Genomic DNA, 18,517 nt, shown 5'->3' with positions numbered 1-18,517 from the left:
GGATACTAGACTATGAGTGATAAAACAGTACAGGAATTGGCGGAAGTCGTCGGCATCCCTCTCGACAGGTTTTTGGTGCAGCTAAAAGAAGCGGGCTTAAGCGCCGATGCAGCGGATGATGTGATCAGCGAAGATGAAAAACTTAAGCTGCTGGCCCATTTGCGCAAACGCCACGGCAAACCGGATAGCCAGCAGGAAGATGCCGGGCCTAAACGCATTACTTTAAAACGCAGTACTAAAACGGAATTGCGCCAGTCCACTACGCCCGGCACGGCGGCAAAAACCGTTAGTGTTGAAGTGCGTAAGAAGACGACCTACATTAAACGGCCGGATATCGGCCAGCAAGCAGCTTCTGTTGATAGTGAGGCAGACAAACAATTGGCCGAACTGGGTCAGGCAAGCGATGTAGAATCAGTATTGCAAACGGCTGCGGTCGAAGCTATTCAAACTCAGGTAGAGACCGGCACTCAGCAGGTGGAAGCAGCTGAAATTATTGCTGCCGCTGCTGATCTGTCCTCCGATACCGGCATAGCACCAGTATCTGCCGCTGAAGCACCTGCTATTGAAACCCCGGCCCCGGCCCCAATTGAGGCTGTGCTCAGTGAGCCTGTTAGTGAGGCTGCTGCCCCAGCCGCTGTTGAAGCGACAGTTGCAACCCCTGCCCCGGCAGCGGTAAGCAAAGAAGAGCAGTTGGAAATAGAGCGTAAAGAACGCCTGGAAGCCGCTGTACAGCGTAATGCTGAAAAGGTTAAAAAGCAGGCTGAAGCCAAGCAACAGACTTTGCATAAGAAAAAGCAGGAATTCAAACCTGCTCGCGGCGTGACTGTGGATTTGGATGTGGAAGGCCGTAGTGAAGCTGGGCGTCGTGGTAAAAGTAAGAAAAACAAGCCGCGTAAGGAAAAACCGGAATTCGAGATCGGTGGTCAGCCGTCCCGGCATAAATTTGAAAAACCGGTGGTGCCGGTGGTGCATCAGGTAACGATTCCGGAAACGATTATCGTTTCCGAACTGGCTGCCAAAATGAGTATTAAAGCTGCCGAAGTAATCAAGCATTTGATGAAATTGGGCGTGATGTCTACTATCAACCAGGCCATTGATCAGGAAACGGCGGTGATTCTGGTGGAAGAAATGGGTCACACCCCTGTGCCGCAAAGTGAAGATGACTTTGAACAGGAAATGCTGGCCGAGGTGAAAAGCGAAGGCGATAACCGTAAGTTACTGCCTAGAGCGCCTATCGTTACCATTATGGGTCACGTTGACCACGGTAAGACTTCTTTGCTGGATTACATCCGTAAAACCAGAGTGGCTGCCGGCGAAGCCGGTGGTATTACTCAGCACATTGGTGCTTATCAGGTTAAAACCGATCACGGTGCGGTGACTTTTCTGGATACTCCGGGCCATGCGGCGTTTACCGCGATGCGGGCCCGTGGTGCGGAAGTGACTGATATTGTGATTGTGGTGGTTGCTGCCGATGACGGGGTGATGCCGCAAACTCGCGAAGCGATAGACCATGCCCGTGCCGCTAATGTGCCGATTATTGTCGCTCTGAACAAAATCGATAAAAAAGAAGCCAATCCCGATAAGGTGATGCAGGAACTGGCTACTTTGAATGTGGTGCCGGAAGAATGGGGTGGCGATGTGCAATTCCTGAAAGTTTCGGCCAAATCCGGTGAAGGTATCGATGAATTAATCGAAGCTTTGATCGTACAGGCTGAGGTGCTGGAATTGAAAGCGCCTGCCGAAGGCATAGCCTCGGGTATCTGTATCGAATCGCGCCTGGATAAGGGCCGTGGCGCGGTGGCTACCATTCTGATTCAGAAAGGTACTTTGAGTAAAGGTGAGTTTGTGCTGTGCGGTCATGAATATGGCCGGATTCGGGCGATGTTTGACGAGAACGCTCATGCGATCAAGTCTGCCGGCCCTAGTGCGCCGGTGGAAATTTTGGGCTTGTCCAGTACGCCGGATGCGGGCGATGAGTTTCTGGTGGTGCAAAACGAACGGATTGCCAGAGAACTGGCGGCTCACCGTGAAGATCGCAAACGTTCGACCCGCCATGCGGCTCAACATGCCGCCAAACTGGATGATGTGTTCTCCAGAATGTCGAACGGTGAAACGCTGACTCTGAATCTGGTTATTAAAACCGATGTGCAGGGCAGTTTGGAAGCGTTGCGTGAATCGCTGGTCGGTCTGTCCAACGACGAAGTGCAGGTTAAATGTATTTACGGCGGTGTGGGCGGTATCAATGAGGGTGACGCGAATCTGGCGCTGGCTTCCAGTGCGATTCTGATCGGCTTTAATGTGCGTGCCGATGCGGTGGCCCGGAAACTGATTGAAGAAAAAGATATTGATCTGCATTATTACAGCATCATTTATGAGGCTATCGACGAAGTAAAACGCGCGATCAGCGGTATGTTGGCTCCGGAAATTCAGGAGAAAATTGTTGGTCTGGCCGAGGTGCGCGATGTATTCCGTTCACCAAAATTCGGTGCTATCGCCGGCTGTATGGTGATTGACGGTTTCGTGAAACGCAATCTGCCTATCCGGGTGCTGCGGAATAATGTGGTGATTTATGAAGGCCAGCTGGAATCTTTGCGCCGCTTCAAAGACGATGTCAATGAGGTGAAAATGGGCATGGAATGCGGTATCGGCGTGAAAAATTACAACGATGTCAAACCCGGTGATCAAATCGAGGTGTTTGAACGCATTGAAGTGAAAAGGGAGCTGTAATATGCCCAATGATTTTGGCCGCAGCCAGCGGGTGGCTTCACAAATGCAGAAGGAGTTAGCGTTGATTCTGCAGCGGGATGTACATGATCCGCGCCTGGGCTTTGTCACTATTAATGAGGTGGTGCTGTCCAAAGATCTGGCTTCTGCCAAAATTTATATCACGGTGCTGAATGGCGATGAACGCGCCAAACAGCGCAATGTGGAGACTTTAAACGAAATGGCGCCGTTTATTCGCCATGAATTGGCCAAGCGCATGAGGTTAAGACATATTTCGGTGCTGCATTTTTATTATGATCATTCCTTTGACACGGGTATGCGGGTGGCGGAATTGTTGCAGGAAGTGAATAATTCCGATTCAGGTAATGGCCAAGCGTAAATCCGGTCTGGATATCCACGGTATTTTGTTGCTGGATAAACGTGAAGGCGTTTCTTCCAATCGGGCTTTGCAGGAAGTCAGACGGCTGCTGAATGCCAATAAAGCCGGTCATACCGGCAGTTTGGATCCTTTGGCTACCGGACTGTTGCCGCTGTGTTTCGGTGAGGCGACCAAGGTGTCGGGGATGATGCTGGATCAGGATAAACGTTATCAGGTTCGGGTGCGGCTGGGGGTGATGACTGATACCGGTGATGCGGAAGGTCAGGTGATTGCTGAAATGCCGGTTCCGGCGTTTTCTGAAACGACTCTGGCAGCCTGCCTGGACAGCTTTATCGGCGAGATTGATCAGGTGCCGCCTATGTATTCGGCTTTGAAACATCAAGGCCAAAAGCTGTACGAACTGGCCAGAGCGGGGATTAGTATAGACAGACCGCCCCGGCGCATCAGTATTTATGCTTTAAACTTGCTGGATTATGGCGCGGATTATCTGTGCCTGGATGTGAGTTGCTCGAAGGGGACGTATATACGCTCGCTGGCGGAAGATATCGCCACTAAATTGGGCAGTTGCGGTACGGTGGCCAGTTTACGGCGCAGCGCAGCCGGTCAGTTTGATTTAAGTGCCGCTTATACTCTGGAGCAATTGCAGGCTATGCGCCCGGAGCAGTTGCAAAACTGTTTGATTGATGTGGATGCGCCTTTGGCGGATATTCCGGCGCTGCAATTATCGGCGGCGCAATGTTTGTGTATCAAACAAGGCCAGCAGATTACGATGTCGGCCGGCTTGCCGGGTTTAGTCAGAATTTACTGTGAACAGGACTTTTTGGGGTTGGGTGAATTGCTATTAAATGGTAAACTAGCCCCGAAAAAATTATTTAATCTGGATAATCAATTACATTAGCAACATAATGTTAAATGATTTATGCAGAGCACTGTCTCACTGGCTTCTACACCCTATTGTGGATGCCGTGTTTATCCGCCGTCATTTTGACGGCTTTCTTTTTACTTAAAACTTGATAGGGATTAACCATGTCGTTAACCGCAGAACAAAAACACGCCGTTGTAGCCGAATACCGCCTGTCGGAATCAGATACCGGCTCTACTGAAGTCCAGGTTGCTTTACTGACAGCCAACATCAATCAGCTTACTCCGCACTTTAGTACGCATAAAAATGATAACCATTCACGCCGCGGTTTGTTGCGCATGGTAAATCAGCGTCGTAAATTACTGGATTACTTGAAAAACACTGATGTAGTCCGTTATCGCTCACTGATCGAACGCCTAGGCATCCGTAAATAATACCATCCGTTACCGGTATAGTCCGCTATGCCGGTAACGGCCGCCATCTCTTCCAAACAACCCAAAGCAGGAACCTTATAGTGAATCCTATCAGGAAACAATTTCAGTACGGCGACCGTCTCGTCACTTTAGAAACCGGTGAAATCGCACGTCAAGCCAATGGTGCAGTGGTGATTGATGTCGAAGGCACTTCCTTGCTGGTCACAGTAGTCAGTAAAAAAGAAGCCACCGGCGGCGATTTTTTCCCGCTCACCGTCAATTATCAAGAAAAAGCTTTTGCCGCCGGTAAAATCCCTGGTGGTTTTTTTAAACGGGAAGGACGTCCCAGCGAAAATGAGACCTTGATATCCCGACTGATCGACAGACCTATCCGCCCTCTGTTTCCCGAAAGCTTTACCAACGAAGTTCAGATCATCGCCACTGTGGTGTCGCTGAATCCTGAAGTGGATACTGAAATCCCGGCTTTGCTGGGTGCTTCTGCCGCTCTGGCGGTTTCCGGCCTGCCTTTCAACGGCCCGCTGGGTGCAGCTTGCGTTGGTTATATCGACGATGCTTATGTGTTAAACCCTTCCCTGCCGGCTCTGAAAGAATCACGTTTGCAACTGGTGGTTGCCGGTACTGAGAAAGCGGTATTGATGGTGGAATCGGAAGCCGATCTGCTATCTGAAGATGTGATGCTGGGCGCGGTATTGTTCGGTCACGAGCAATTGCAAACCGCTATCAATGCTATTAAAGAATTTGCCGCTGCTGTGACTGCTCCAGAATTCAACTGGTCTGCCGCTGCCGACAATGCCGAGCTGAAAGCGGCTGTCGCTGCTGAAGCGGAGCAAAGTATTAAAGCCGCTTATCAAGTGGCGGAAAAACTGGTCAGACAAGATCAGCTTAGTGCTATTCGTAGCCAGGTGGTGGAAAAACTCACTGCCGATGGCTTGTATACTGAAAAAGAGATTCGTGGTGCTATTGAGCATCTGGAATACGATGTGGTGCGTAGCGCGATTCTGGTTGACCGCAAACGTATTGATGGCCGCGATCTGAGCACGGTGAGACCGATCAGCATCAGAACCGGTGTTTTGCCTAGAACTCATGGTTCGGCGCTGTTCACCCGGGGTGAAACTCAGGCGCTGGTGGTTGCCACGTTGGGTACCGACCGCGATGCGCAAATCATTGATGCGCTGGCCGGTGAATATAAAGATCCGTTTATGCTGCATTATAATTTCCCGCCGTTCAGCGTTGGCGAAACCGGTTTTGTCGGTTCGCCGAAACGCCGGGAAATCGGTCATGGCCGTCTGGCCAAACGCGGTGTACTGGCTGTTTTGCCTAATATGGCTGAATTTCCTTATGTGGTGCGGGTGGTTTCGGAAATTACTGAATCCAATGGCTCCAGCTCTATGGCCAGCGTATGCGGCAGCAGTTTGGCGTTGATGGATGCCGGTGTGCCGATCAAAGCGCCGGTAGCCGGTATTGCTATGGGTCTGATTAAGGAAGGCGATAATTTTGCGGTGCTGTCGGACATTCTGGGTGATGAAGATCATCTGGGCGATATGGATTTCAAAGTGGCCGGTTCCGAAAACGGTATTACTGCGCTGCAAATGGACATTAAAATCGACGGTATTACTGCCGAAATTATGCGGGTTGCGCTGGAACAGGCTAAACAAGGCCGTTTGCATATTCTGGGTGAAATGAATAAGGCTTTGTCCAGCACCCGTTCGCATATGTCCGATTTTGCGCCACGTATCATTACTTTCAAAATCGATCCCAGCAAAATCCGCGAAGTTATCGGCAAAGGCGGCGTAACCATTCGCAGCATTACCGAACAAACCGGTGCCAGCATTGATCTGAACGACGATGGTGTGGTCAATATCGCTTCTGTGGATAAAGCTGCCGGCGAAGAAGCCCGCCGCATGATAGAAGAAATCACCGCTGAAGTTGAAGTGGGCAAAATCTACGAAGGGAAAGTGGTACGCCTGATGGACTTTGGTGCTTTCGTGACTATCCTGCCTGGCAAAGACGGCCTGGTACATATTTCACAAATCTCCGATGAGCGCGTTGAGAAAGTCAGCGACAAACTCTCTGAAGGTGATGTGGTTAGAGTGAAAGTGCTGGAAATTGACCGTCAAGGTCGGGTCCGCCTGAGCATGAAAGAAATCGACAGCGAATAAAACCTGTCCGGGCTGAACCGCTCAGCGGTTCAGTACCAATAAAACCCACACCGCAAATTTTGCCGTGCGGGTTTTTTTTTGGCTAATAATCGGTCAGTCTTAAAAAATTGCCATCGCATCGCCATAACTAAAAAACCGGTAGCGCTGGGCAATGGCGTGGCGATAGGCGGCCATCACCGGTTCATAACCGGCAAAAGCTGAGATCAGCATTAACAGGGTTGATTCCGGCAAATGGAAATTGGTCAACAAGGCATCTACCACTTTAAACTGGTAGCCGGGGGTGATGAACAGACGGGTATCGCCAAAACCGGCCTCTAGTTCACCGCCGGCTGCTGCTGATTCCAAGGCTCGTACCGCTGTGGTGCCGATGGCCACCACCCTGCCCCCACGCGCCCTGGTCTGCCTGACTGCCGCTACTGTGGCAGCGGATACCTGGAAAAACTCCTGATGCATGATATGTTCGGCCAGATTTTCCACTCTTACCGGCTGAAAGGTGCCGCTGCCGACATGCAGGGTGACATAGCTTTTGCCGATACCGCGCCGATCCAGCTCGTCCAGCAGGGCTTGATCGAAATGCAGGCCGGCGGTTGGTGCCGCCACTGCGCCGGCATTCTTGGCAAATACGGTCTGATAGCGTTCCAGGTCGGCGGCGGTATCGGCGCGGGTAATATAGGGCGGCAAGGGTATATGACCTATTTCGGCCAGCAAGCTTAATAAGCTTTGCTGGGCCGGAAATTCCACCAGGAATAGATCATGTTCGCGGCCCAGTACCCGGCAGGTCTGGCCGTTGCTTAATATTAATTCGGCATCGGCTTTAGGCGCTTTGCTGGCTTTGATATGCGCCCAGGCTTGCCGGTTGTCCACCACCCGTTCGATCAGCATTTCCACCTTGCCGCCGCTGGTTTTCTGGGCATACAGCCGGGCCGGTATCACCTTGGTGTCGTTAAATACCAGTAAATCCTCAGGTTTAAGTAAATCTATAAAGCCGCTAAACCAGGCATCCTGCCAGCTGCCATGGTGTTTATCCAATTGCAGCATGCGGCTGGCACCGCGCTCAGCCAGGGGCTGCTGGGCAATCAGGTCAGCCGGTAAATCATAATTAAAATCGCTTTTCTTCATTTCTGCTTATTTAGGTTACAGGGGCATAGTCAATATCTGACTATTTTAAACGCTTGGCCTGATCTGGCCGGGGTATTTATCCAGCAGATCAGCAACTGGGTGGTTGAACGGCCTGCTGCACCAAACGGCTTAATTCGTTAAACAATGTTGTCCGCACACTGGTCTTGCGCCACACCAGGGCGATATGACGATACGGGGCTGGTGCGGCGAAGCGGAGGTAGCGGATGCCGGCTTCGTCGGGCCGGACGGCAATTTCCGGCATAAAAGTCATACCGGCACCGGCTTTTACCATTTGTCGGAGGGTTTCCAGGCCGGTGGCGCGTAAATCCTGATGTTCGTCGGCACCATTGATCCGGCAAACCTGCAGGGCCTGACCGCGCAAACAATGACCTTCGTCCAGCAATAATACTTGCCGGCCGGCCAAATCCACCTGTTTTATCTTTGTTCTGGCGGCCAGAGCATCAGTGCTGGGCACTGCCAGCAAAAATTCATCGCTAAATAACAAGCAGGTTTCCAGACCTTCTTCTGCCAGCGGCAAGGCCAGCAAGGCCGCATCCAGTTCGCCATTTTTTAATTGCTGCAGCAAGCCGTCGGTTTTTTCTTCCACCAGGATCAGATGAATACCGGGCAGGTTCTGCTTGATCAATATCGCCAATTGCGGAAACAGATAAGTTGATAAGGTGGGAAAGCCGCCCAGTCGCAACTTGCCGGCCAAGGGGTCTTGGGCATTTTCCGCCAGCGCTTCGATCAGCTCGGTTTCCTGAATAATGCGCCGTGCTGAAGCAATAATGGCCGCACCGATAGGGGTAATCAGCACTTTTTTATTACTGCGCTCAAAAATCTGCACCCCCAGACTGTCTTCCAATTTTTTGATTTGCATACTCAAAGTCGGCTGACTGATAAAACAGCGTTGGGCTGCCTGGACAAAACTGTGCAGGTCGGCCACTGCTACCAAATAATGTAAATCTCGCAAGTTCATGACTTAGTGTATAAATAGACGCAATCTATCGTTATTATAAAAACAATCGATTTTATTTAGCAACAATCCGGTTTTAGACTATCAGCGTACCAAACAAAACCAGCAGGCACTGCCTGCAAGCTACTTAATAAAAAACTGGAGATTTCCATGACTGTAAACGTACCTGATGTAATCTTTAAAACCCGTGTTCGCGATGAAAGCCTGGGCGGTGATAACCCGTTCCGCTGGCAGGATGTCAGCAGCAGCGATATTTTCAGCGGCAAAACAGTGGTGATTGTGGCGCTGCCCGGTGCTTTCACACCAACTTGTTCCAACACCCATTTGCCGGGCTATGAGGCTAAATATCAAGCGTTTATCGATCAGGGTATCGATGACATCTATTGCTTGAGTGTCAACGATGCCTTCACCATGTTTCAGTGGGGCAAACATCTTGGCATCAGCCATATAAAAATGTTGCCGGACGGTAATGGCGACTTTAGCAGAGGCATGGGCATGCTGGTCAAAAAGGAAAATCTGGGCTTTGGCTATCGTTCCTGGCGTTATGCCATGCTGGTAGAGGACGGCAAGATTATTAAACTGTTCAGTGAACCCGGTAAAGCCGATAATCACCCGGAAGACCCATTCACCATCAGCGCTGCCGATAACATGCTGGCTTATCTGCAGCAGGCTTAATCACCCGACAGACCGGGCCTGTTCAGCCCGGTCACTTTTATTCTGACGGAAAAATCCCATGACTGACTACGATGTTGATTTATTTGTAATAGGTGCCGGTTCAGCCGGGGTTCGGGCAGCGCGGATGGCCGCCGGCCTGGGAGTTAGGGTCGCGATTGCCGAAAATCGCTACCTGGGCGGCACCTGCGTCAATGTCGGCTGTGTGCCGAAAAAACTGTTTGTCTATGCCGCCCATTTTCAAGAAGATTTTGCCGCCGCTCCCGGCTTTGGCTGGTCGCTGGGTACGCCGAAATTCGATTGGTCGGTGTTACTGGCCCATAAAGACCGGGAAATTCAACGCCTGCAAAAAATTTATGCCGGCCTGCTGGAAAATACCGGTGTGCAAATCATCAACGGCCAGGCCAGTCTGGTGGATGCCCATACTGTCAGGGTGGGTGAACAGACCTTTAGCTGCGAACGAATTCTGATCGCCACCGGGGCCTGGCCGGCTATCCCGGACATTCCGGGCCGCGAACTGGTGGTGAGTTCCAACGAAATGTTTGCCTTGCCGGCACTACCCAAACGGGTGCTGATCGTCGGCGGTGGTTATATAGCCGTGGAATTTGCCGGTATACTGCATGGTCTGGGCGTTGCAACCACGCTGTGTTATCGGGGAGACCGCTTACTGCGCGGCTTTGATAATGATATCCGCGATTTTCTGGCCGAGGAAATGCGCAAACAAGGCATCGACATTCGCCTCAATACCGATATCAGCCGGATTAGCCAAACTGCAGATGGCTTGCTGGCCCATTTCGGGGAGAATCAGGCCATCGCCGCCGATCTGGTGTTATATGCCACCGGCAGAACCGCCAATACCGCCGGTTTGGGGCTGGAAGCGGTCGGCGTGGCGCTGACCGATAAAGGCGCTATCCAGATAAATCCGGCTTACCAGACCAATATCCCGTCTATCTACGCCTTGGGTGATGTGGCCAACAGCTTCAATCTGACTCCGGTTGCCACCGCCGAAGCCACGGCTTTGGTCAACCAGCTGTATGGTCACAGTGCCAGCCCGGTTGATTACGATCATATCCCCACCGCCGTGTTCAGCCAGCCCAATATCGGCACAGTGGGTTTAACTGAAGCCGCCGCCCGCAAACGTTATCCGGACATTGATGTTTATAAATCGGTATTCACGCCGATGAAACACACCCTGTCCGGCCTGAATCAGAAGACCCTGATGAAATTGGTGGTCGAACGCAGCACCGATAAAGTGCTGGGAGTACACATGGTGGGTGCCGATGCCGGCGAAATTATCCAGGGTATGGCCATCGCCATCCGCGCCGGAGCCAGCAAAGCCGTGTTTGATTCCACCATAGGCATCCACCCCACCGCTGCCGAAGAGTTTGTCACCATGCGCAAACCGGTTGCTAGCGGTTTTGCTGGATTGCCCGACGGCGAATCCAGCAAAACCACAAAAAATGCCAACTAATCGAATTACTTAATGGTGCCGCGTCGTTTTAAGCCAAGCAAACCTAACAAGCCGGTGCCAAACAAGTAGATTATATTGGCTTCCGGTACGGCGGCAATGCTGCCGGGGCTGACTGCCCATACCGAAAACTGGGCGTTCTTAAAGTTGATATCCTGGAAGCCATTGTAGCTAAGGAAGTTCCATGCCAGGTAAGGAGTAGGTGCCAGGGAAGGATTGGCCGTAAACTCCGTACCAGACCAGTACGCAAGGGATTGCACATTGCTGAACGGACCAGAGGGAATGGGATTGGATGCTGTGCCACCTAATTCGTTGTAAAACAGCTCACCTAGTTGACTGTCGGTTTGGTTGTAACCATATGATGGAACCGTATCTGGAGTCGAGGGTAAAGCCCATTGACTTGAGCCGGCATAATGCTGGGTATCCAGGTAATTGACAAACGCCAGACCAGCCCACCAGTCTACCGTGCCACCACTGCCAAAATCAGCGGCAGTCAGGGTGTAAGTGCCGGTAGGATCGAAACCATTGGGGGTATCATGGATTACCCCACTACTGGCATTGATGATCGCAGTGACGATATTATTGTAACTGGTGGATTGATAAGCGCCTTCCCAACTGCCTAACAGGTTGGCATCTCGAGTCCAGGTGGCATTGATGCCGCTGTCGTAAACCCCTAGGCCGCCGCCAGTGATGTATAAATTAGCTTGGGCATTTAGGCTGTTGAGGCTCAACAGCATAGTGGCAGTCAATAGGATTTTCCCGTGTTGCATGTGTTTTTCCTTGGCTCGTGTGTTTCAGATTGATTATAAATTTGGTAATTATTCAACGTAAATCTGGAAGCGTATCGCGCGCGATTGATACGCATCACTGCGTTCAGCGCATCCGCCACCGTATCCGGCAAAATAAGATTGGTGGACACTAGACTTTAGTATGCCTCAATAAGAATAACTTGGGTTTATAGGGGCTAAGTGTATGTACGCTGCCGAACTCTAGCATATTAGCTAATTATTTCACAATAAGTTTTGGGGACAATTTTAGGCATTATTCAGCGTAAAGTAGCATGATCCATATTTAAACAAGTACTTAGCACCGAGTGATGCACTGCGTTTAACACATCCTACAACTGCTTGTTTTTAAATTAATAATTAGCACAGCAGTTAGAATTAATTCAGTTATGATCAAATATCTGTTGACAATAAATAACAATGATAATTAAGATAACACTGTTAAGTAAATTAATGGTGTTTATGAGCATTTCCGAACGGCGGGAGCGGGACCGCCTAAAAATCCGCAACAAAATCTTGGATGCCGCACGCGAACTGTTTGCCACCGAAGGCTATGATGCTGTGACCATGCGCAGCATAGCCGGGGTGATCGAGTATTCCGCTACCACCATTTATCTGCATTTCAAGGACAAAGACGCATTGATACGTGAGCTGTGCCGGGTGGATTCGATGGCTTTGACTCAAGCCGTGCAAAGCGTCGCCACTGAGCCGGAGCCGTTGGAACGGTTGCGTAAAATAGGCATGGCTTATGTAGCGTTCGGTATCACCCACCCCAACCACTACCGGCTGATGTTTATGAGCAACCGCCACTCCGAAGTCGAAGAACTGGCGGAAATGGGCCATGGCAATCCGGAAACCGACGGTTATCTGCTGCTGTTGAACACCCTCAGCGAAGCCATTGCCCGGCAACTGCTGCTGCCGGAACTGGCAGATGCCAACTTGCTGGCCCAGGCTTTTTGGGCCGGCGTGCATGGGGTCACCGCGCTGCATATCACCAAATATGGCGATCCCTGGATCGAGTGGTGCAGCGTAGAAGCCACTGCAAACTTAACCATAAATGCAATGATCAGAGGAGTGCAACGATGAGCCATGCCAACACCCTATTCCAGACATCAGATCGTCCATTAGGCACGGGTAAGCAGTGGTTGAGGGTGGCTATACTGTTAGCCGGCAGCATTTTTCTGGCCGCCTGCTCCGAACCCGACACCACAGAGCCGGCACCCAGGCCGGTCAGGATTACCGATGTGCAATTTCGCCAAGCCGCCATCACCGCCCGTTATTCAGGTGAAATCCGCGCTCGCCATGAAAGCCCGCTGGCTTTTCAGGTTGGCGGCAAACTGCTCAAGCGTCTGGTGGACGTGGGAACCGCCGTCGAGCGCGGCCAGTTGCTGGCAACTCTGGATCCGGCTGATGTCCGGCTTGACGAAGCCGGAGTATCGGCACAATTGGCGGCAGCACAGGCCGAGCTGGATCAGGCCAACAAAGATCTAAATCATCTTAGCAATCTGCAGAAACAGAACCTAGCCAGTCCGGCCGCTGTGGAGCGTCGCCAGGACCAAGTCCGCACCACTGCTGCCCGCCTGGCAGCGGCACGCGCCACGCTGGGCAGCTATGCCCGCAAATCAAATTACACAGAACTGCGGGCTGAGCAAGCCGGCGTTATCACCGCAGTCGATGCCGAACCGGGGCAAATCGTTGCGTCCGGTCAAAGCATCGTGCGGCTGGCCCAAACCAATGAACAAGAAGTTGTGATCAGCGTCCCGGAAAATCGCTTGCAGGATCTGCGTGCCGCCAGCTCAATCAAAGTCAGTTTATGGGCCTATCCTGAGCATTTCTATGTCGGGCGACTGCGGGAGGTTTCCCCTAGCGTGGATCAGGTGCTGCGCACTTATACGGTCAAGGTATCGATACCCGGCGCTGATGCGAACGTGGTCATGGGCATGACCGCCACCGTGCAGGTGGAAAGAAACGAGCCACAACCCGTGGCTTGGCTGCCCTTGACTGCGCTGACTCAGCAACACGGCCAACCGGCAGTGTGGGTATTTGATAAACAGACCAGTACCGTCCAGATCCGTACCGTCACCATGGCCGGTTATGACGAGGCTAACGCCAAAGTGCTGGGTGGCATCAGCGCCGGCGAAGCGGTGATTACTGCCGGCGTCCACAAACTGATCGCGGGACAAAAAGTGCGCATCCTGGGAGCAAATCCATGAAACCCCTGAATTTGTCCGACTGGGCTTTACGCCATCAGTCTTTTATTGCCTATCTGTTGGCCGTCACCATCCTGATGGGCGGCCTAGCCTATTTCAGCTTAGGCCGGGCTGAAGATCCGGATTTTACCATCAGGACGATGATCGTCACTGCCGAATGGCCGGGCTCAACAGCGCGGGAAATGGAACAGCAAGTAACCGACCGCCTGGAAAAGAAACTGCAGGAGACACCCTGGCTGGATTTTGTGCAGAGCTATTCCGAACCGGGCCGCTGTTTCATCTTCGTCAATCTCAAGGATTATGCCCCCAATGCCCAGGTACCCAATGCCTGGTATCAGGTACGTAAAAAACTGGCCGATATCAGCAATACCTTGCCTGAAGGTGTGCGTGGGCCATTTTTTAATGACGAATTTGGTGATACCTACGGCACTATTTACGCCTTTACCGCCGATGGTTTCACTCATGCCGAGCTGAAAGATAATGTCGACGATGTGCGCCAGGAACTGCTGAGAATACCCAATGTGGCCAAGGTGGATTTGATCGGCGTGCAACAGGAAAAAGTCTATATCGAGGTTTCACACCGCAAATTGGCCACCCTGGGTCTAGACCCGATGATCATCGTCCAGACCTTGCGCCAGCAGAACGCCATGAATCCAGGCGGCAGCGTCGAGACCGCCAGCGACAAGATCTATCTGCGCATCAGCGGCGACCTGAAGTCGGTTGAGGCGATCCGCGAAATCGGCATCGTTGCCAATGGCCATCAATTCCGGCTGGGTGATATCGCCAAGGTGTATCGCGGCTATGCCGACCCCATCACGCCCAAATTTCGCTATATGGGTGAGGATGGCATTGCCATCGCAGTATCAATGACCAAAGGCGGCGACATTTTAGCCTTGGGCGAACAACTGTCTGCGGAAATCGCCCGCCTGTCAGCCAATCTGCCGGTCGGCATAGAAGTGCATCAGGTATCTGATCAGCCGCGCGTGGTCAAACATTCGGTCAACGAATTCATGAAAAGTCTGGGTGAGGCGGTGATCATTGTGCTGGCGGTCAGCTTCCTGTCGCTAGGCTGGCGCACCGGACTGGTGGTGGCCTTATCCATTCCGCTGGTATTGGCCATCACTTTCCTGGTGATGAAAATACTAGGCATAGACTTACAGCGCATATCGCTGGGCGCGCTGATTATCGCCTTGGGACTATTGGTGGACGATGCGATTATCTCCACCGAAATGATCGTGGTAAAAATGGAACAAGGCTGGGACCGGATCAAGGCCGCAACCTTTGCCTATACTTCCACTGCCTTTCCGATGCTGACCGGCACCCTGGTCACGGCAGCCGCATTCACCCCGGTCGGTTTCGCCAAGTCCTCAGCCGGTGAATATTGTTTCACCATTTTCGCTGTGGTCGGTATTGCCCTGCTGGTGTCCTGGCTGGTAGCCGTTGTCTTTACCCCTTATATCGGCTATCTGATTTTGCCGGATGTACACAGCGACAACATCCATAACGAAGCCGATGTTTACAGCCGGGGCATCTATCCGCGCTTTCGGCAACTGATAGCCGGGTGTTTGCGCCACCGGCGCTGGGTGCTGACCGGCACCGCCTTATTATTCGTACTGGTCATGGGTGCGTTCCGTATGGTCGAACAACAGTTCTTCCCCTACTCCGACCGCCCGGAAATACTGATGGATTTATTGCTGCCCCAGGGTTCATCGATTCTGACTACAGAACGCGAAACCAAGAAAGCCGAAGCCCTGCTTAAAGATGATCCGGACATTGTCAACTTCGTCAGCTATGTCGGCGCCGGCTCGCCCCGCTTTTATCTGCCACTGGATCAACAACTGGATAGAAATAACTTTGCCCAGTTGGTGGTGTTGACCAAGGATCTGGCAGCCCGCGAACGAGTGCTGAGTCGTTTGCGTACCGCGCTGGACAACGATTTCACCCTGCTGCGGGTGCGCCTTAACCGGCTGGAGAACGGGCCGCCGGTGGGCTTTCCAGTGCAGTTCCGGGTTTCCGGCCGCGACATAGCCCAGACCCGGCTTATTGCCGATGAAGTAGCCAAAATCATGCGCAGCAACCCGCACACTCAAGATGTGCAGTTGGATTGGGGTGAGCCAAGCAAAGTGGTGCGCCTGAACGTGGATCAGGACAAAGCCAGAGTATTGGGTGTCAGTTCCAGCGATATTTCCTTAGTGCTAAATACCATGTTATCGGGATATAAAATCACCGATTACCGGGAGCGTAACAAATTGATCGAGGTTTTGGGGCGTGGCGAAGCTGACGAACGCAACAATCCGGCCCTGATAGAGGAAGTGAATATTCAGGCCCGTAACGGTAAATCGGTGCCGCTCAGCCAATTGGTGCACAGCGAATACGGTTTTGAAGAAGGCATAATCTGGCGGCGCGACCGGTTCCCCACCTTTACGGTTAGGAGTGATATCCGCGATAACACTCAGGCGCTGGATGTGGCTGCGCAAATCGAGCCTTTGCTAGCACCCTTGCGGGCCAAATTGCCGGACGGCTACCGCATCGAATTAGGCGGTGCGGTGGAAAGCAGTCAAAAAGCCCAAGCCTCTATCAATGCGGTGATGCCGGTCATGCTGTTCAGTTTAGTGACCTTGCTGATGATGCAATTACAAAGCGTCAAACGCACCGCGATGGTGTTATTGACAGCCCCGCTGGGCATGATAGGCGTCACTGTGTTTCTGCTGCTGTTTAAGGTGCCGTTTGGCTTTGTCGCCACCCTGGGGGTGATTGCACTGTCGGGTATGATTATGCGTAACTCGGTGATCCTGGTGGATCAGATTGATCAGGATATTGCCGCCGGCGTCCGGCCCTGGGATGCCATTATCGAAGCCGCCACCCGCCGCTTGCGGCCTATCCTGCTCACTGCCGCCGCTGCAATTCTGGCCATGATACCGCTAACCAGCAGCGTATTTTGGGGGCCGATGGCGGTGGTGATCATGGGCGGTTTACTGGTGGCCACCGTATTAACACTATTATTCCTGCCGGCCCTGTATGCGGCCTGGTTTGGTATAAAGGAGCAATGAAGATGCTGATTTCATTATGCAAGCGGCAGCGCATTCAACGGCTGGGAACGGCCAGCCTCACGGCTTTACTCAGCGCCTGTACGGTTGGGCCTGATTACCATGCCCCCCAACCGGTCATGCCTGAACATTGGCTGGAAACCACAGCGCCGGCTGCCGACGCCGGCTCCGATTTAAGCGCATGGTGGCATGGTTTTAACGACGAGCGCCTGAATCGTTTGGTTGAACGGGTATTGCAGAACAACCTGGACCTGAAGGCAGCCACAGCCCGCATCCAGACCGCCAGAGCCGAACGTCTGGCGACCGATGCCAAAAGCTGGCCCACCATCAATGCGTCCACCGCTTATCAACGCCAACGCATCAGTCCCAATGCGTTGCTGGGTGCGCTGGGTTCGATACAGGGTGGCAGCCAGACCAAGAGCAGCAGCCTGCTGTCAACGCTGGGGCCGATCGGCCAACCATTCAGTCTGTTCCAGGCCGGTTTCGACAGCTCCTGGGAACTGGATCTGTTTGGCAGTATCAGCCGCCAACAGGAAGTAGCCGCCGCCAACGCCGATGCCATCATCGAGAATCTGCATGACGTGCAGCTCAGTCTGGCAGCCGAAACAGCAAGACTATACCTGGAACTAAGCGCACAGCAGGCTCAGCTGGTAATAGCTGAGGATAGAGTAAAAACCCAGACCGAGCTATATCGGCTGGCCGCCGCCAGTTACCAGGAAGGCATGGTAACCGCACTGGATGTGCAGCAGGCCAAAGCCGAACAGGAAACTGCTGAAAGCAGCCTGGCACCACTGACCGCGCAGCTCAAAAACACCAGACATGCGCTGGCGCTATTATCAGGTTTACCACCGGGAGGGCTGGAAACTGAGCTGGCCGGTGTTCCAGCAGTAATTCCTATGCCGCCTGTGATTCAGCCCGGTATGCCTGCCGATCTATTACGGCGCCGGCCAGACATCCGTCAGGCGGAACGCTCAGTGGCATCTGCTTCCGCCGCTATCGGCGCAGCGGTGGCCGAAATGTTTCCTAAGCTAACCCTGACCGGCACGGCGGGATTCCAAAGCCAGGATTTGAGTAATTTTACCAATATGTCCAGCGGTTTTTACGGTTTTGGCCCTCGCCTATCACTGCCGATTTTCCAGGCCGGGCGGCTGAAAGCCAATGTCGAAGCCCAGGAAGCCCGTCACCAGGAGGCCTTGGCGGCTTACGATAAATCGGTACTGACCGCGTTAAAAGAAGTTGAAGATGGTCTGGCAACCATACAGGGTGAACACAGCCGCCGGCTGGCCCTGGAACAAGCCGAGCAAACCGCCCGGCAAGCCGCAGAAACCGCCCTGGCCTATTACAGCGAAGGCGAAACCAATCTGCAAAGTGTGCTGGATAGCCGCCGGGTTTGGCACAATGCCCGCGAACAGCTGGTGCAAAGCCGCTCGAACTGGGCTACCGCGCATGTGGCTTTATTTAAGGCCTTGGGCGGGGGGTGGTGATTTCAGGCTGAGGGGCTCGCCGGTCATGACCGGCGCAGCTAAACCTGATAGTCACTGTAGCCTCGATGCAAGGTAGTGGAATCGAGCAACATCGAAGCAGACCGACCTAAAATCCGATAGAATGCTGCGAAGATGCTTGGTCTAATCACTTAAAACTCAGTGTAAGGTTTCGCGGCACTTTTTTAAACAAGTACTTAG

At 52.6% G+C, this 18,517-nt stretch carries 14 protein-coding genes; 11 read left to right on the top strand and 3 right to left on the bottom strand.

From position 1 onward, the window contains the following. The first annotated feature begins 12 nt into the window (after positions 1 to 12). The 5 genes from infB to pnp all read left to right on the top strand — a co-directional run bounded on the left by infB (position 13) and on the right by pnp (position 6,558). Entirely contained in the window at positions 13 to 2,727 is a 2,715-nt protein-coding gene (infB, locus tag KEF85_RS07305) for a translation initiation factor IF-2 (protein ID WP_215584555.1), read from the top strand. 1 nt (position 2,728) lies between these two features. Then, entirely contained in the window at positions 2,729 to 3,103 is a 375-nt protein-coding gene (gene rbfA, locus KEF85_RS07300; protein WP_215584547.1) for a 30S ribosome-binding factor RbfA, read from the top strand. Then, the gene (gene truB / locus KEF85_RS07295) at positions 3,090 to 4,001 is read left to right on the top strand and encodes a tRNA pseudouridine(55) synthase TruB (RefSeq protein WP_215584545.1); all 912 of its coding nucleotides are present in this window, start codon (positions 3,090 to 3,092) and stop codon (positions 3,999 to 4,001) included. Before rbfA ends, truB begins: the two co-directional genes overlap by 14 nt. A gap of 128 nt (positions 4,002 to 4,129) precedes the next feature. Then, entirely contained in the window at positions 4,130 to 4,399 is a 270-nt protein-coding gene (gene rpsO / locus KEF85_RS07290; RefSeq protein ID WP_215584543.1) for a 30S ribosomal protein S15, read from the top strand. Between the two features lie 80 nt (positions 4,400 to 4,479). Continuing rightward, complete coding sequence (gene pnp, locus KEF85_RS07285; RefSeq protein ID WP_246535068.1) at positions 4,480 to 6,558, top strand: polyribonucleotide nucleotidyltransferase; 2,079 nt, start codon at positions 4,480 to 4,482, stop codon at positions 6,556 to 6,558. Positions 6,559 to 6,657: 99 nt separating this feature from the next. Here pnp and queA read toward each other — a convergent pair whose 3' ends face one another. Continuing rightward, a complete protein-coding gene (queA, locus tag KEF85_RS07280) occupies positions 6,658 to 7,677 on the bottom strand; it encodes a tRNA preQ1(34) S-adenosylmethionine ribosyltransferase-isomerase QueA (protein ID WP_215584541.1) in 1,020 nt (339 codons plus the stop codon). Between the two features lie 88 nt (positions 7,678 to 7,765). Further along, on the bottom strand, positions 7,766 to 8,656 hold the full coding sequence (locus KEF85_RS07275) for a LysR substrate-binding domain-containing protein (protein WP_215584539.1): 891 nt from the start codon (positions 8,654 to 8,656) through the stop codon (positions 7,766 to 7,768). A gap of 147 nt (positions 8,657 to 8,803) precedes the next feature. On the opposite strand from KEF85_RS07275, the gene KEF85_RS07270 reads away from it, so the two are divergent. Together KEF85_RS07270 and gorA are read left to right on the top strand one after the other, a co-directional pair. Next, a complete protein-coding gene (locus tag KEF85_RS07270; RefSeq protein WP_215584537.1) occupies positions 8,804 to 9,328 on the top strand; it encodes a peroxiredoxin in 525 nt (174 codons plus the stop codon). Between the two features lie 58 nt (positions 9,329 to 9,386). Continuing rightward, positions 9,387 to 10,796: a glutathione-disulfide reductase gene (gorA, locus tag KEF85_RS07265; RefSeq protein WP_215584535.1), complete on the top strand. Its 1,410-nt coding sequence runs from the start codon at positions 9,387 to 9,389 to the stop codon at positions 10,794 to 10,796. 5 nt (positions 10,797 to 10,801) lie between these two features. On the opposite strand, the gene KEF85_RS07260 is transcribed toward gorA, so the two are convergent. Further along, positions 10,802 to 11,563, bottom strand: coding sequence for a DUF1566 domain-containing protein (locus tag KEF85_RS07260; RefSeq protein ID WP_215584534.1), 762 nt, complete (start codon positions 11,561 to 11,563; stop codon positions 10,802 to 10,804). 477 nt (positions 11,564 to 12,040) lie between these two features. Between KEF85_RS07260 and KEF85_RS07255 the strand changes: the two genes are divergently transcribed. Genes KEF85_RS07255 through KEF85_RS07240 form a run of 4 tightly spaced genes read left to right on the top strand, consistent with a single transcriptional unit; the run spans position 12,041 to position 18,319 of the window. Beyond that, complete coding sequence (locus tag KEF85_RS07255) at positions 12,041 to 12,664, top strand: TetR/AcrR family transcriptional regulator (RefSeq protein WP_215584531.1); 624 nt, start codon at positions 12,041 to 12,043, stop codon at positions 12,662 to 12,664. Then, a complete protein-coding gene (locus tag KEF85_RS07250) occupies positions 12,661 to 13,791 on the top strand; it encodes an efflux RND transporter periplasmic adaptor subunit (RefSeq protein WP_215584530.1) in 1,131 nt (376 codons plus the stop codon). Before KEF85_RS07255 ends, KEF85_RS07250 begins: the two co-directional genes overlap by 4 nt. Further along, positions 13,788 to 16,838: an efflux RND transporter permease subunit gene (locus tag KEF85_RS07245; protein WP_215584528.1), complete on the top strand. Its 3,051-nt coding sequence runs from the start codon at positions 13,788 to 13,790 to the stop codon at positions 16,836 to 16,838. The genes KEF85_RS07250 and KEF85_RS07245 overlap by 4 nt, the downstream gene beginning before the upstream one ends. Further along, on the top strand, positions 16,835 to 18,319 hold the full coding sequence (locus KEF85_RS07240) for an efflux transporter outer membrane subunit (RefSeq protein ID WP_215584526.1): 1,485 nt from the start codon (positions 16,835 to 16,837) through the stop codon (positions 18,317 to 18,319). Before KEF85_RS07245 ends, KEF85_RS07240 begins: the two co-directional genes overlap by 4 nt. Positions 18,320 to 18,517 lie beyond the last annotated feature (198 nt).

The organism is Methylomonas paludis, assembly GCF_018734325.1.
GTDB lineage: Bacteria > Pseudomonadota > Gammaproteobacteria > Methylococcales > Methylomonadaceae > Methylomonas > Methylomonas paludis.
Note: the sequence above shows the minus strand (reverse complement) of the source record. Positions and strands in the feature narration are given on the sequence as shown.